The sequence below is a fragment of the Salicibibacter cibarius genome, assembly GCF_016495725.1.
GTDB classification, from domain to species: Bacteria; Bacillota; Bacilli; order Bacillales; family Marinococcaceae; genus Salicibibacter; species Salicibibacter cibarius.
Genome location: NZ_CP054705.1, coordinates 2,890,797 through 2,904,293, shown reverse-complemented (window position 1 = coordinate 2,904,293; position 13,497 = coordinate 2,890,797). Strand labels below are relative to the sequence as shown.

15 protein-coding genes and 2 pseudogenes are annotated in these 13,497 nt (G+C 44.4%); 13 read left to right on the top strand and 4 right to left on the bottom strand.

Annotated features, from left to right (window positions below; all coding sequences use genetic code 11):
* Positions 1 to 2 precede the first annotated feature (2 nt).
* The 5 genes from HUG15_RS14735 to rpoZ all read left to right on the top strand — a co-directional run bounded on the left by HUG15_RS14735 (position 3) and on the right by rpoZ (position 5,370).
* Positions 3 to 2,678: a calcium-translocating P-type ATPase, SERCA-type gene (locus HUG15_RS14735; protein WP_200123820.1), complete on the top strand. Its 2,676-nt coding sequence runs from the start codon at positions 3 to 5 to the stop codon at positions 2,676 to 2,678.
* 628 nt (positions 2,679 to 3,306) lie between these two features.
* Positions 3,307 to 4,188 carry a YicC/YloC family endoribonuclease gene (locus HUG15_RS14730; protein WP_211202228.1) on the top strand — a complete coding sequence of 294 codons (882 nt, stop codon included), beginning with the start codon at positions 3,307 to 3,309 and terminating at the stop codon, positions 4,186 to 4,188.
* 15 nt (positions 4,189 to 4,203) lie between these two features.
* Entirely contained in the window at positions 4,204 to 4,464 is a 261-nt protein-coding gene (remA, locus tag HUG15_RS14725) for an extracellular matrix/biofilm regulator RemA (protein ID WP_200084951.1), read from the top strand.
* 88 nt (positions 4,465 to 4,552) lie between these two features.
* Positions 4,553 to 5,167: a guanylate kinase gene (gmk, locus tag HUG15_RS14720; protein WP_200128994.1), complete on the top strand. Its 615-nt coding sequence runs from the start codon at positions 4,553 to 4,555 to the stop codon at positions 5,165 to 5,167.
* Between the two features lie 2 nt (positions 5,168 to 5,169).
* Positions 5,170 to 5,370: a DNA-directed RNA polymerase subunit omega gene (gene rpoZ / locus HUG15_RS14715; protein WP_200123818.1), complete on the top strand. Its 201-nt coding sequence runs from the start codon at positions 5,170 to 5,172 to the stop codon at positions 5,368 to 5,370.
* 149 nt (positions 5,371 to 5,519) lie between these two features.
* Here the strand turns inward: rpoZ and nadD are convergent, their stop codons facing one another.
* Positions 5,520 to 6,161 carry a nicotinate (nicotinamide) nucleotide adenylyltransferase gene (gene nadD, locus HUG15_RS14710; protein WP_200123817.1) on the bottom strand — a complete coding sequence of 214 codons (642 nt, stop codon included), beginning with the start codon at positions 6,159 to 6,161 and terminating at the stop codon, positions 5,520 to 5,522.
* Between the two features lie 13 nt (positions 6,162 to 6,174).
* Positions 6,175 to 7,503, bottom strand: a pseudogene (locus tag HUG15_RS14705) (nicotinate phosphoribosyltransferase); the annotation flags it as partial.
* A 50-nt stretch (positions 7,504 to 7,553) separates the two neighbouring features.
* Here HUG15_RS14705 and HUG15_RS14700 point away from each other — a divergent pair.
* Positions 7,554 to 7,892 carry a winged helix-turn-helix transcriptional regulator gene (locus HUG15_RS14700; RefSeq protein WP_200123816.1) on the top strand — a complete coding sequence of 113 codons (339 nt, stop codon included), beginning with the start codon at positions 7,554 to 7,556 and terminating at the stop codon, positions 7,890 to 7,892.
* Between the two features lie 94 nt (positions 7,893 to 7,986).
* Positions 7,987 to 8,247 (top strand): metal-sensitive transcriptional regulator, encoded by a 261-nt coding sequence (locus tag HUG15_RS14695; RefSeq protein ID WP_200123815.1) that lies wholly within the window; start codon positions 7,987 to 7,989, stop codon positions 8,245 to 8,247.
* A 74-nt stretch (positions 8,248 to 8,321) separates the two neighbouring features.
* On the opposite strand, the gene HUG15_RS14690 is transcribed toward HUG15_RS14695, so the two are convergent.
* Positions 8,322 to 8,873 (bottom strand): cysteine hydrolase family protein, encoded by a 552-nt coding sequence (locus HUG15_RS14690; RefSeq protein WP_200123814.1) that lies wholly within the window; start codon positions 8,871 to 8,873, stop codon positions 8,322 to 8,324.
* 119 nt (positions 8,874 to 8,992) lie between these two features.
* Between HUG15_RS14690 and HUG15_RS14685 the strand changes: the two are divergent.
* The 6 genes and pseudogenes from HUG15_RS14685 to HUG15_RS14660 all read left to right on the top strand — a co-directional run bounded on the left by HUG15_RS14685 (position 8,993) and on the right by HUG15_RS14660 (position 13,011).
* Positions 8,993 to 9,438, top strand: a pseudogene (locus HUG15_RS14685) (Lrp/AsnC family transcriptional regulator).
* Between the two features lie 305 nt (positions 9,439 to 9,743).
* Complete coding sequence (locus tag HUG15_RS14680; RefSeq protein ID WP_200123813.1) at positions 9,744 to 10,148, top strand: DsrE/DsrF/DrsH-like family protein; 405 nt, start codon at positions 9,744 to 9,746, stop codon at positions 10,146 to 10,148.
* Positions 10,149 to 10,171: 23 nt separating this feature from the next.
* Positions 10,172 to 11,302 (top strand): MBL fold metallo-hydrolase, encoded by a 1,131-nt coding sequence (locus HUG15_RS14675; protein ID WP_200123812.1) that lies wholly within the window; start codon positions 10,172 to 10,174, stop codon positions 11,300 to 11,302.
* Positions 11,303 to 11,338: 36 nt separating this feature from the next.
* Positions 11,339 to 11,566: a sulfurtransferase TusA family protein gene (locus HUG15_RS14670; RefSeq protein WP_200123811.1), complete on the top strand. Its 228-nt coding sequence runs from the start codon at positions 11,339 to 11,341 to the stop codon at positions 11,564 to 11,566.
* A 50-nt stretch (positions 11,567 to 11,616) separates the two neighbouring features.
* Positions 11,617 to 12,399 carry a sulfite exporter TauE/SafE family protein gene (locus tag HUG15_RS14665; protein WP_200123810.1) on the top strand — a complete coding sequence of 261 codons (783 nt, stop codon included), beginning with the start codon at positions 11,617 to 11,619 and terminating at the stop codon, positions 12,397 to 12,399.
* A gap of 12 nt (positions 12,400 to 12,411) precedes the next feature.
* Entirely contained in the window at positions 12,412 to 13,011 is a 600-nt protein-coding gene (locus HUG15_RS14660; RefSeq protein ID WP_200123809.1) for a class I SAM-dependent methyltransferase, read from the top strand.
* 220 nt (positions 13,012 to 13,231) lie between these two features.
* Here HUG15_RS14660 and HUG15_RS23110 read toward each other — a convergent pair whose 3' ends face one another.
* Positions 13,232 to 13,462 carry a cysteine hydrolase family protein gene (locus tag HUG15_RS23110; RefSeq protein ID WP_246516356.1) on the bottom strand — a complete coding sequence of 77 codons (231 nt, stop codon included), beginning with the start codon at positions 13,460 to 13,462 and terminating at the stop codon, positions 13,232 to 13,234.
* Positions 13,463 to 13,497: the final 35 nt, after the last annotated feature.

Sequence of the window (13,497 nt, the reverse complement as noted above, 5' to 3'; positions counted from 1 at the left end):
AGATGAAGTGGCATCAAACCGATCCTTACACGTTGTACAAGTCTTTTAACACCGATATTGGCACAGGCTTAAACGACCAAGAAGCCGCACGCCGATTGCAAAAATACGGTGCCAATAAATTGCTGGAAGAAAAGCGGACGCCATGGCCAATTCTTTTTCTCGAACAGTTCAAGGATTTCATGGTTCTTATTCTGCTTGTGGCGACATTTGTTTCCGGTTTGCTCGGCGAGTATATTGATGCGCTCGTCATTATCGGGATCGTCACCGTGAACGCCCTCCTTGGCTTTGCCCAGGAACGAAAAGCGGAGAACTCGTTGCATGCATTGAAAGAATTGTCGGCACCGGAAGTGAACGTGTTGCGGAACGGAAGGTGGAAAAGCCTCCCATCCGCGGATGTCGTCCCGGGTGACGTCATACAATTGGATAATGGTGCCCGCATTAGTGCCGACATTCGGCTCGTGGAAACGATGCGGCTTGCCATTGAAGAATCCTCGCTGACGGGAGAGTCGCTGCCTGCTGAAAAAGATGCAACCCCGATTAACGCAGAATCGGTACCGCTCGCGGACAGGCATAATATGGCATTTGCCGGCACGATGGTGAGCCGCGGGCGGGGCAAAGGCATCGTCGTCGATACGGGCATGAAAACGGAAATGGGGAAAATCGCGCATTTACTGCAGTCAACGGAAACGCAGATGACGCCCTTGCAACACCGATTGGCGCAACTCGGGAAAATATTGATCGTCGGCGCGATTTTACTTACGGCCCTCGTCGTCTTTTTAGGCATTATTCAAGGTCAACCGATGTATCAAATGTTTATCGCCGGTGTCTCCCTCGCGGTAGCGGCGATTCCCGAAGGGTTACCAGCGATTGTCACCGTCGCCCTCGCCCTCGGCGTCCAGCGGATGATTCGCCATAAAGCGATCGTCCGTCGCCTGCCCGCTGTGGAAACGCTCGGCTGTGCATCGGTGATTTGTTCCGATAAAACAGGCACGCTTACAAAAAATGACATGACCGTCACCAAACTGTGGACATGGACGGAAGAATGGGACGTCGAAGGCGAAGGGCCCGACGCTTCGTTCAGCAGTGCCCAAGAGGCCAGTGATTTACTTATGTATGGGCTCGTTTGCAATAATGCGGAGATGATAAAAACAGAACCGGCACGTGGCTCGAAAACGAAAATCCAAAAGCATGAAGACGTCGAGATCACCGGTGAACCGACCGAAGCGGCTCTCGTTTTGGCTGCCGTTCGGGCGGGGCTGTCTCCGGAAGATGCAACGCGATCATTTAGTCGTCTTGATGAAATGCCGTTTGATTCCACAAGAAAACGTATGACCGTGATTGTAAAAGATCAAAATGGGCGACGTTTTATCATTACAAAAGGGGCGCCCGACGTGTTAATTTCCAAGTGCGCCTCCGCGCGAATAAACGGAGAGGACCGCCCGTTAACACCTGCGTTGCAAGCCCAATGGGACAAAACGGTCTCACGCATGGCAAAACAAGCCTTGCGAACGATCGCGATCGCCATTAAGCCCCTGCCAAAAGACGTGAATTACGAGGCCGCCGATGTGGAAAGGGATATGACGCTAATCGGCTTGCAAGCGATGATGGACCCGCCCCGTTCCGATGTAAAGACAGCGATTAAGCAATGCCGGGAAGCGGGAATCAAAACAGTGATGATCACCGGCGACCACATGGAAACGGCAAGAGCGGTTGCGCGTGATCTCGATATGCTCCCGGTCCACGGAGAAGTTTTAACCGGAGAGCAACTGGATGCCATGGATGACCGGACGCTTCACACGGCTGTCGGGAAAACCTATGTGTTTGCACGGGTTTCTCCTGAACACAAACTGCGCATCGTCAAAGCCGTCCAACAAAATGGGCACATTGTGGCCATGACCGGGGACGGCGTGAACGACGCCCCCGCCTTGAAAGCGGCCGATATAGGCGTAGCGATGGGAAAAAGCGGCACGGATGTAGCAAAAGAAGCGGCGGCACTTGTGCTGGCCGATGACAAATTTTCCACGATCAAAGCCGCCATTGAAGAAGGTCGAAACATCTATGATAACATTCGCAAATTCATCCGTTATATGCTCGCCTCCAACGTTGGCGAAATTCTTGTCATGTTGTTTGCGTTGTTGCTCGGATTGCCTTTGCCGCTCGTTGCTATCCAAATCCTTTGGATCAATCTCGTGACGGATGGACTGCCGGCAATGGCCCTCGGCGTCGACCGGGCGGAAAGCGATGTAATGAAACGGAATCCCCGCGATCCGCGGGAGGGGATTTTTGCGCGCGGACTGGGGACGAAAGTGATGACACGGGGGTTGTTGATCGGACTCGTATCCCTCGCCGCTTTTGTCATCACCCTTTACGGCACCGGGATCCCAGAACTTACACACGCGCAAACCGTCGCTTTTGCCACGCTCGTAATGGCTCAACTCATTCATGTGTTCGATTGCCGTAGCGAGTATTCCGTTTTTCACCGTTCGCCATTTGAAAATAAAGCCTTGCTGTGGGCGGTTATATCTTCCGTCGTATTAATGTTAATCGTCATTTACGTTCCAGTGTTGCAACCGATTTTTTACACAACCGCACTCGGTTTGAACGATTGGCTCCTTATTCTCGGTCTCTCCGCGATCCCGACCGTTGCACTCGCAGGAACGGGCTTGCGAAAAAAATAAAAGGAAGTTTCCATCAGAGGGGCGACTTTTCCCTCTGATGCTATTAAATCTAATGGAGTGAGAATTGGTCGATTGGCAGTTGACCGAAGCCAAGTAATCCCTCAGACGAAGGTCGAGCTGCTCCGAGAGGAACCAAAGGAAGCCAAGTAATCCCTCAGACGAAGGTCGAGCTGCTCCGAGAGGAACAAAGGAAGCCAAGTAATTCCTCAAACGGAGATCGAGCTGCCCTGAGAGGAACAAAGGAAGCCAAGTAATCCCTCAAACGGAGATCGAGCTGCCCTGAGAGGAACAAGCGAAGCCAAGTAATCTCCCAGACGAAGGTCGAGCTGCTCCGAGAGGAACAAAGGAAGCCAAGTAATTCCTCAAACGGAGATCGAGCTGCCCTGAGAGGAACAAGCGAAACCAAGTAATCCCTCAGACGAAGGTCGAGCTGCTCCGAGAGGAACAAAAAGCCGTGGCGGCCTTGTGTTATGCAGAAGCTGTTGTCCGATTTCCGGCTTCCGACGTCTGACCTCTCTTTCTATATCAAAAATCATGGTTCTTCCATCGGAATTAATGATTTTTTACCTTAATACCTTGTCCTTATCGTTAAAATTGTTTAAAATGAGAAAAGTGGATGTGATACAAAATGGTCACGAGTATGACAGGTTACGGATTTGCGGAAGAAAAAGTTGCTGACGGACGGATCAGCGTTGAAATGAAAAGCGTGAACCACCGTTTTCTTGATGTGCACATTCATTTGCCTGTAGCTCTTAGCAGCCGGGAAGAAGAAGCTCGTACAATGGTGAACGAAAAGGTGCAGAGAGGCAAGGTGGATATAACCGTCACGTTGACTGGAAGTCCCTCCTCCCTTGGCGTAGAAAAACGTCTACATATTGATTGGCATCTGTTGCGCCAATATGTGCAAGCAGCCGAACAGATGCAAGCGTTCGGTGCATTTGACGGACAGCTGTCATTGAATGATTTTTTATTTAATGAACAGATTGTTTCCATTCAGGAAGAAACAGGGGAGGCCCCTGCCGTCCACCAAGCATTTTTGAAAGCGATGCAAAACGCTTGCGACAGGTTGATGGAAATGAGAAGCAAAGAGGGGCGATTGCTTTCCCGGGAACTAGAAAACTATTTGCAGCATATTTCTGAATGCTTGGGCACATTGGAAGCGCGTGTGCCCGAAATGCAATCCCGTTACCGGCAAAAGCTCGAAGAAAAAATGACAGCGATGGTCGAGACGGTCGACGAAGAGCGCTTGCTTACGGAGGTTGCGGTTTTTGCCGACAAAAGTGATATAAGTGAAGAGTTGGCCAGAATGCACGCACACGTGAAGCAGTGCAGGGAGACGTTAGACGAGCCGGGAGCCATCGGGCGAAAACTTGATTTTATTACACAGGAAATGAACCGCGAAGTGAATACGATCGGATCCAAAGGCAATGACCAAAGCCTATCAAAAGTAGTCGTCGAAATGAAAAGCATCCTTGAAAAGGTGAAGGAACAGGTGCAGAATATCGAATAGAAAAGAGGGTTACAATTGAGTATTAAATTGATTAACATCGGTTTTGGAAATATCGTTTCCGCGAACCGTATCATCGCCATCGTTAGCCCCGAGTCTGCGCCGATCAAACGCATCATTCAAGAAGGCCGCGACCGCAACATGCTCATTGACGCGACGTATGGCAGACGAACGCGAGCGGTCGTGATCGTTGACAGCGATCATGTCATTCTCTCGGCCGTCCAGCCTGAAACCGTTGCCCAACGCTTAACGACAAAAGAGGAAAACGATGACGATTAGCGAGTCTCGCGGGTATATCCTATTTCCCAAAGGGACATGTTGGTGATACAATTGGAGAAAACGTACACCGATGGAAGGATGAACAATGTTGAAGAAAGATCACGGGCTACTCATCGTTCTTTCCGGACCTGCCGGGGTGGGAAAGGGTACGGTTTGCAATGCATTGCGCGCCGTTGATGATTCGATTAACTACTCGGTTTCCGCTACGACCCGCGCCCCGCGGGAAGGCGAGAAAGACGGCGTGAATTATTTTTTTAAAAGCGAAGAGGCGTTTAAGGAAATGATCGCCAACGGCGAGTTGTTGGAATGGGCAAAGTATGTGAACAATTATTATGGCACCCCCCTGCAAAATGTCACGGACACCGTGCAAACGGGCACTGATATTATATTGGAAATTGAAGTCCAGGGTGCTGCGAAAGTAAGGGAACGTTACCCGGAGGGGGTCTTTATTTTTTTGGCACCGCCGGATCTGTCCGAACTGCGCAAACGCATCGAAGAACGAGGCACCGAAAACAGCGATCTCATTGAGGAACGCATGTCGGTTGCCAGGTTAGAAATTGAAATGATGGCAAACTATGATTATGTTGTGGAAAACGATGACGTCGACAAAGCGGTACAAAGGGTCCGTTCCATTGTTGAAGCCGAACATTGCCGCAAAGACCGCGTCATCGACCATTACCGACAATCCGTGGAGGTGAAGTAACTATGATTTATCCATCGATCGACGCATTGCTCACAAAGATTGATTCGAAGTATTCCATCGTCACAATCGCCGCCCAACGGGCACGTGAACTCCAGGAAATGGAAGGGCATCCCTCGACACTTGAAAAACCTACGTCTAACAAACTTGTTGGCATCGCCCTTGAAGAGATGCATGAAGGACATTTAAGCATTAAAAAAGATTAACCGGAAGTACCCGTGCTGGTTTGTTTGTGCAGCACGGGTGTTTTTTATTTTATTGGGTGTATATGAAAAAAAGTAATTCAAGCTGATCATGAAATGATAGTGATCATATAAAAAGGGAGATTGTTTTTCAACAACCTCCCAATTTTTTGCTACGTGTGCCGATATAAGTCGTGTTCTAAAATGTATTGATAACAAGCTTCTGGGAGTAAATACCTTGGTTCGCCACCTAATGCAAACTCTTGGCGAATGTAGCTCGAACTGATTTCCATCGCTAACCCTTTATCAATTAGGTGAAATCGTGAACCATCATCATGATTTCGCAGCAATGGACTTTTTGAAATCACTTTCGTCATATCAATACCATCTCTAGCCATGATGATAAACTTGTTTGAATGGATCAATTTCTCCCGCATACGCCATCGCCTGTGGACGGGAACATCTTGATTGTCGATATCACGCAACACGTCCGCTCCCATAATGAAAAAGACATCATCGTTTGGAAATTTAGATTTAAAATGTTCCATTGTATATAATGTGTATTGTTTTCCAACCCCTGAGCGCAAGGAAATTTCATAATCGTCGGCAACAAATACTTGGTTGTCTTTAATGGCAAGTTGAATTATATTCCAACGATGCTCATCTTCCGTGTGCAATTGCTTGTCAGCACGATTGCTTGCACAGGGAAGAAAAATCACTTTGTCTAATTTTGCTTGGTGAAGAACGGTGGAAGCAGTCCATAAATGAACATTCGTGATGGGGTCAAACGAAGATCCATAAATACCTATCTTCATGCCAATCAACCCCTTATAAAGGTACTGGTTTTTGGCTGTGTTTTTTTGCTTTCTCTATATTTTTCATTTTGTTGTCCCAACAAGCCTGACTTAAATTCACAGGATATTCAGCTGGATTTAAGGAACGTTTGTATTCTTCCCATAACAGGTTTAGTTGTTCCTCTGCATAAGATTGAATTTCTTGAACATGAGGACATTCATACGCAAGTGTGCCACGGTCGATAATATTTTCGTGCAAATCTTTGGCTGTGAAATGGGTGACGAACTTTCCAATATGCGTATGCACTGGGTGAAACATATGAAGTTTACCTTCTTTTTCTGGTTGTTCGTTGGCTAAAGCGATATAATCACCCTCTGCTTTTTTCGTATGGTTGTTTATAATGCGGAATACCTTTTTCAACCCTGGTGTCGTGACTTTCTCAGGGCTTGCAGAAAGTTTAATCGTATCACGCAACTGTCCGTTTTCATCTTCAATGGAAACCAGTTTGTACACAGAACCTAAAGCCGGTTGATCAAAGGCGGTTATTGCTTTTGTGCCAACTCCCCATGCATCGATTTTTGCTCCTTGTGCCCTTAAGTTCATAATGGTATATTCATCGAGATCATTCGAAGCATAAATTTTCGTGTCAAAAAATCCTGCCTGATCTAATAATTTCCTCGCTTCTTTGGAAAGATAGGCCAAGTCCCCGCTGTCTATCCGAATACCTTCAAAATTAATGTTGTTGCCCAGTTCTTTGGCAACTTTGATTGCTGTAGGAACACCTGATTTTATAGTGTCATACGTATCCACTAGGGAAACACAATTACTGTGGCTTTTTGCGTACCTATGGAAAGCGATATATTCATTTTGATACGCTTGAACATAGGAATGGGCATGTGTCCCGGAAGTTGGCAGGTCAAATCGTTTCCCTGCTCGAACATTGCTTGTGCTAGAGAAACCACCGATATAAGTTGCTCTCGTCCCCCATAATGCGGCATCGAATTCATGTGCTCGTCTTGTGCCAAGCTCTGAAACGGGCTGCTCTCCTCCAACGACTTGTTTTATCCGAGAAGCTTTCGTTGCGATAAGGGTTTGATAATTTACGATATTCAACAAGGCCGTTTCGATGAGTTGCGCTTCAATTAACGGTGCTTCGATACGAAGGATTGGTGCATCGCCAAATGCAACCTCCCCCTCTTTCATAGCTCGAACAGATCCTGTAAAATATACGGTTCTTAAAAAATCAATATAGTCTGTTCGGTAGCCTAACTCCTCCAAATAATCTAAATCACTTTCAGAGAAATGAAACGCTTGAAGATAATTAATCATTCGTTCCAACCCCGCAAATATTGCATATCCGTTCACAAGTATGCACTTTTTTGACGCATACTATCTTGGGGGATAGTGTAAACATGAAAACAACTAATGGTAATGCTGCTGACAGCCAAGGACCTGCTTTCGGATACACACTTTCCTTAATAAGCGGGAAGTGGAAGCTGCTAATTATTTATCATCTATCAAAAAATGGTGCGGTACGCTATAATGAACTCCAGCGTATGTTAGGCAACATAACTTATAAAACACTGAGCGCTTCACTAAAAGAAATGATGAACAATGGTATTATTCATCGTGAGGAATATCCGCAAATTCCTCCCAAAGTTGAATATAGCCTTACTGACAAAGGGCAAACACTCTGGCCTATTATTCAGGAAATGTGCCAGTGGGGAGAAGATCATCAACCACCAAAATAACGGAAATAAAGGTTCCTTATCGTGCGCCGGAAGATTGACTATATACGCACAGGGGTATATTATACGGTTATCATGAAAAAGGAGAAATTTTATTATGGAATATGATGAACAAGTGAAAAATCGAGTGAAACGGTTAGAGGGGCAGATTAGAGGGGTACTAAAAATGATGGAAGAAGAAAAAGATTGCCGAGATGTTGTTACTCAATTGTCTGCAGCTAAAAACGCCCTGGACCGTACCTCGGCACTCATTGTGAGCAAGAACCTGGAGCAATGTATACGTGAGGAGCAGGCTAATGGAGAAAGCGCGGAAGATGTCATTAATGAAGCGGTAAATTTACTAGTTAAAAGTAGATAGCGGAAGATGAACAAATGATAGTGATCATATTAAAAGGGAGCTTGTTTTTTAACAACCTCCCATTTGTTATTCACTTATTCGTTCGTCAAGAAATCTTCGGTCGAAATGACAGTGGCATACATGCCGTCGACCGCACTGACAAACGCGCTATGAACTTGTTCTGCTGGAACTGTCCTTTCTTGATAAGATAACTCTCTTGTTGCACATGCATCTTCAATAAGTGTCGTTTCAAAACCTAGATCAACGGCAGCTCTAACGGTGGCATCGATACACATATGCGTCATCATGCCTACAACGACGGCCTTGGTTACCCCTTTTTCTCTCAACTTGCTTTCCAAATCCGTCTGCAAAAAGCTGTTAGGGAAGTTTTTTACGGTAACATCTTCGTTTTCTAACGGTTGAACCGTTTCATATATTTCGGCACCTTCTGTATTTGGAAGAAAGAAGCCTAACTCCGGACTGGCTGCGATATGCTGAACATGAAAAATATTGTCTTTGTTATTTTGTCTGAACCAATCAATTACTTTAGCAGCATTTTCAGCTGCTTTGTCAGGGTTGCTTAACTCCATCTTTCCATTTGGAAAATAGTCATTTTGGATATCGACAACGATTAAAGCTGTGCTCATTGTTTTCACCTCATTAAAGAATGGATTACAATAAAAATGATAATGGATTTTTAAATTTTTATCGATCCTTTGATGAAACACTTTCGTATCAAAGAATTTCACGGCGAAAGGATTTTATTATGAACATCGATCAAATAAACGTTCAAATTCTTCGGTTATTAACCGAAAATTCACGTATTCAATGGAGAGATATAGGAGAGCAGATTCATATGACCGGACAAGCAGTAGGGAACCGTATTAAAAAAATGGAGGATAATGGTATTATTCAAGCCTACTCTCTCGTCATCGATGAAATGAAACTTGGTTTTTCTTTCACGGCGTTTGTCGTCGTTCATATGAAAACGGCTAATCATGATACTTTTATTCGTTTCATTCAAGATCATCAAGCGGTCGTTGAAGCTCATCGGTTTCCGGGGAAGGCTGTTATCATTTAAAAGCTAAAGTTGGGTCCCAAAATCAATTGAATCTTTTTCTTGATCAACTTCTCGAACATGGGAATTATAGTTTACACCTGTCCATACAAGAGATTAAACAACATCATCCGATGAGGGCATTAAAACCCTAATTAATCTTAATTTCTTTTTGACGTTGAAACAGATTCCATAGTACTACAAAGATAAATACGAGGGAAAAACAAAAAGATTGATTATATTATATACCTATGGGAGGAGCGGGCTAATGGAGAAAGCGCGGTAGATGTCATTAATGAAGCGGGAAATTTACTTGTTAAGAGTAGATAAACGAGTGAATTTCACTTGACAATATACCACCAGGGGTATATTGTAGTGTTTACAGTCAAATCTTTATTTTTTTGACTTCTCATATACCCATACTGGTATGTGTATTAAATGTGGACGGGAGGAACAATTAATGGAAGGTAACCACTCACGGGTAGCGATTATTGCAGCAAATGGCGGTAAGTTTGACGCATACAAAGTGTTTAATATTGCGACAGCTGCCGCGGCATCTGATAAAGAGGTAGGCATTTTCTTCACATTTGAAGGGTTGAACCTGATTCATAAGGAAGCCCACAAGACTCTGCCGTTGCCGGAAGGGAAGGAACACTTCCAAGAAGGTTTCCAGAAAGCAAATGTTCCGTCTATTAGTGATTTATTAGAAATGGCTCAAGAAATGGATGTGAAAATGATTGGCTGTCAAATGACAATGGACGTCATGAATTTGGAAAAAGACGATTTTGTTGATGGCATTGAAGTTGGCGGAGCGGCATCGTTCATTGAATTTGCCAAAGATGCCGATATCTCACTGACATTTTAAATGACAAAAGGGGGCTATGGAGAATGTCACAAAGTATAACGCCGAAGGAACTTGCAAGACGTGTGGTTAATCTTGAGGAAACTCTTGTTTTAGATGTTCGGAATACAGATGACTTTGATGATTGGAAGATTGAAGGAGACAGCGTCGAGGTCATTAACGAACCTTACGTCAATCTGCTGGACGGAATCGATCCCGTCGCGGAGAAATTGAATAAAGATCAGGAAATAATTGTTGTTTGCGCAAAAGGCCGATCATCCAAGATGGTAGCTAAAATGATGGAAGAAGAAGGCTTTACGAATGTTCAAGACTTGGACGGCGGTATGAAAGCTTGGAGTGAGCATTTGGAGCCGGTCAAAATAGCTGACTTGAATTACGGTGGAAGTCTTTATCAATTTGTCCGTCTTGGCAAGGGTTGTCTATCGTATATGGTTGTTTCCGAAAATGAAGCAACGGTTATCGACGCCAACCGGATGACGAATATTTATGAACGGTTTGCTGAAGAAAAAGGTGTCACCATTAAGCATACGATCGATACACATCTCCATGCTGACCATATTTCTGGTGGCCGCCAGCTTGCTAACCATACAGGTGGAACCTATCACCTTCCACCTAAAGACGCTCGCGAGGTCAAATTTGACTATGCATCATTAGAAGAAGGCAGTGATCTAACAGTCGGCAATACAACTGTAAACGTGCACCCGATTTATTCACCGGGACATACCATAGGGAGCACGTCTCTAATTATTGATGATCAATATTTTCTGACGGGTGATATTCTGTTCGTTAAATCTATCGGTCGTCCCGATCTTGCCGGTAAGGCGGAAGATTGGGTTGGCGATTTGCGCGATACCTTGTACAGCCGTTATAAAGAACTGTCTGATGATTTGATTGTATTGCCTGCCCATTATTCGTCTATCGATGAAATGAGCGAAAAAGGCAGTGTTGCAGCGCGACTTGGTGATTTATATCGACGCAATGAGGGCTTGCAGGTGGAAGATGAACAGGTCTTTCGGAAGATGGTCACCGAGAATCTACCACCGCAGCCAAATGAACACGATAATATTCGTCAAATCAATATGGGCAAGATGAATCCGGAGGAAGAAAAACAACGCGAAATGGAAATTGGACCAAACCGCTGTGCAGTGCACGGATAGGATTCTGGAGCTGGGGTAAATATGGAGGGACTTATAATGGAAGCAGTAAAAGTATTAGATGCCAAAGGGATGGCGTGCCCAATGCCGGTAGTTAAAACGAAAAAGGCAATCGAGGAAATTGACTCAGATGAAATTCTGGAAGTTCATGCAACAGATAAAGGTGCTAAAAGCGATTTAACCGCATGGGCAAAATCCGGAGGTCACGAATTGGTTGATGAAGCAAAAGAAGATGACGTCCTGAAATTTTGGATAAAAAAAGCGTAATGGAGACCTCAGCTACTGGGGTTCCCTTCTTTTAAGGAGGGAAAGATTGTATGGAATACAGCCTTATTTTTATCATTGTTCTATTTCTGATAGGATTTATCGGTTCATTTATTTCCGGAATGGTAGGAATTGGCGGATCGATTACCAAGTATCCAATGCTGTTATATATTCCGCCTTTATTGGGTTTGTCAGCTTTTTCAGCACATGAAGTTTCCGGAATAAGTGCGGTTCAAGTGCTTTTCGCAACAATTGGTGGCGTGTGGGCATACCGTAAAGGCGGATATTTGAACAAGTCTTTAATTCTATATATGGGTGTCAGTATATTAATCGGAAGTTTTATCGGTGGATATGGTTCTCAGTTTATGATAGAAGGCGGGGTCAATCTTGTTTACGGTTTGCTGGCAACGATTGCTGCTGTCATGATGTTTGTCCCGAAAAAGGGTAGTGATGCTATAACGTTCGATCAGGTCGATTTCAATAAGTGGGTGGCAACAATTCTGGCTTTGCTTACCGGTATTGGTGCCGGAATTGTCGGGGCAGCTGGTGCCTTCATATTAGTCCCAATCATGCTGATTGTATTGAAAATCCCGACACGGATGACCATCGCTTCGTCACTCGCCATCACCTTTATTTCGTCGATTGGTACGACAGCCGGAAAGATTCTGACAGGACAAATACTCTTTATTTCTGCTATTATTATGATTATAGCCAGTCTTATAGCGTCGCCATTGGGAGTCAATGCCGGTAAGCGTGTGAATACGAAAATACTGCAGGGAATGTTAGCTATTCTGATACTTGGAACTGCCATTAAAATCTGGATGGATGTCCTTTAAGGAGAAATAATAATGTCAAAAGAACATTGGGATAACAGTTTTTCAGATAAAGATTACGTTTATGGCAAAAGTGAAAATGCATTTATACACGATAAAAGTAGTATCATTCCGGATCATTCAAAAGTTGGTTGTTTTGCTGAAGGCGAGGGCCGGAATGCGGTTTATCTAGCCAAATTGGGTCATGACGTGACGACTTATGATCAATCAACGTTTGGCCTTGAGAAAACGGAAACGTTAGCAAGTGAAAGTAACGTTGATGTAAAAACCGTTCAGGTTGATTTAACGCAAGAGAAAGTGAATAATCATCAATTTGATGCGGCCATTATGGTATTTGGACACGTTCCAAAAAAAGACCAACCATTCCTGATGGAAAGCATGATCGATTCAGTGAAACCTGGTGGGTATGTCATTTTTGAAGTTTACTCTAAGGATCAGCTTAAGTATCAAACAGGTGGCCCGCCCTCCCTTGACATGTTATATGATCCGGCAGAAATCCTGAGTTGGATTAAAAATAACAAATGTATTCATTTTTATTACGGCGAAGCGATGCGGAATGAAGGAAAAAGACATTCGGGTTTAGGCCATGTGATTCAGGTCGTTATCAAGAAATGATAGAGATCGTATAAAAGGGAGATTGTTTATCAACAACCTCCCTTTACGACTGAATTATTCGTTCGCCAAGAAATCCTCGGTCAAAATGACAGTGGCATACATGCCGTTAACGGCACTCACACACGCAGAATGAACCTGTTCTGCCGGAACTGTCTTCTCTTGATAAGATAACTCCCTTGTTACGCATGCATCTTCGATAAGTGTCGTTTCAAAACCTAGATCAACGCTCTGACTGTGGCATCGATGCTCTCAACTTGCTTTCCAAATCCGTCTGCAAAAAGCTGTTTGGGAAATTTTTCACAATAACATTTTCGTTTTCTAACGGTTGAACCGTTTCATGTATTTCAACACCCTCTGTATTTGGCAGGAAGAAGCCTAACTCTGGACTGCCTGCGATATGCTGAACATGGGAAATATTGTCTTTCTTATTTTGTCTGAACCAATCAATCACTTTAGCAGCATTTCAGCTGCTTTGTCAGGGTTGCT

Coding starts and splice junctions, on each gene's coding strand:
- HUG15_RS14730 (WP_211202228.1), top strand. CDS start 3,307: ATGGTCACGAGTATGACAGGTTACGGATTTGCGGAAGAAAAAGTTGCT.
- nadD (WP_200123817.1), bottom strand. CDS start 6,161: ATGAAGATAGGTATTTATGGATCTTCGTTTGACCCCATCACGAATGTT.
- HUG15_RS14700 (WP_200123816.1), top strand. CDS start 7,554: ATGAAAACAACTAATGGTAATGCTGCTGACAGCCAAGGACCTGCTTTC.
- HUG15_RS14675 (WP_200123812.1), top strand. CDS start 10,172: ATGTCACAAAGTATAACGCCGAAGGAACTTGCAAGACGTGTGGTTAAT.
- HUG15_RS14660 (WP_200123809.1), top strand. CDS start 12,412: ATGTCAAAAGAACATTGGGATAACAGTTTTTCAGATAAAGATTACGTT.
- HUG15_RS14665 (WP_200123810.1), top strand. CDS start 11,617: ATGGAATACAGCCTTATTTTTATCATTGTTCTATTTCTGATAGGATTT.
- rpoZ (WP_200123818.1), top strand. CDS start 5,170: ATGATTTATCCATCGATCGACGCATTGCTCACAAAGATTGATTCGAAG.
- HUG15_RS14690 (WP_200123814.1), bottom strand. CDS start 8,873: ATGAGCACAGCTTTAATCGTTGTCGATATCCAAAATGACTATTTTCCA.
- HUG15_RS14695 (WP_200123815.1), top strand. CDS start 7,987: ATGGAATATGATGAACAAGTGAAAAATCGAGTGAAACGGTTAGAGGGG.
- HUG15_RS14680 (WP_200123813.1), top strand. CDS start 9,744: ATGGAAGGTAACCACTCACGGGTAGCGATTATTGCAGCAAATGGCGGT.
- HUG15_RS14735 (WP_200123820.1), top strand. CDS start 3: ATGAAGTGGCATCAAACCGATCCTTACACGTTGTACAAGTCTTTTAAC.
- HUG15_RS14670 (WP_200123811.1), top strand. CDS start 11,339: ATGGAAGCAGTAAAAGTATTAGATGCCAAAGGGATGGCGTGCCCAATG.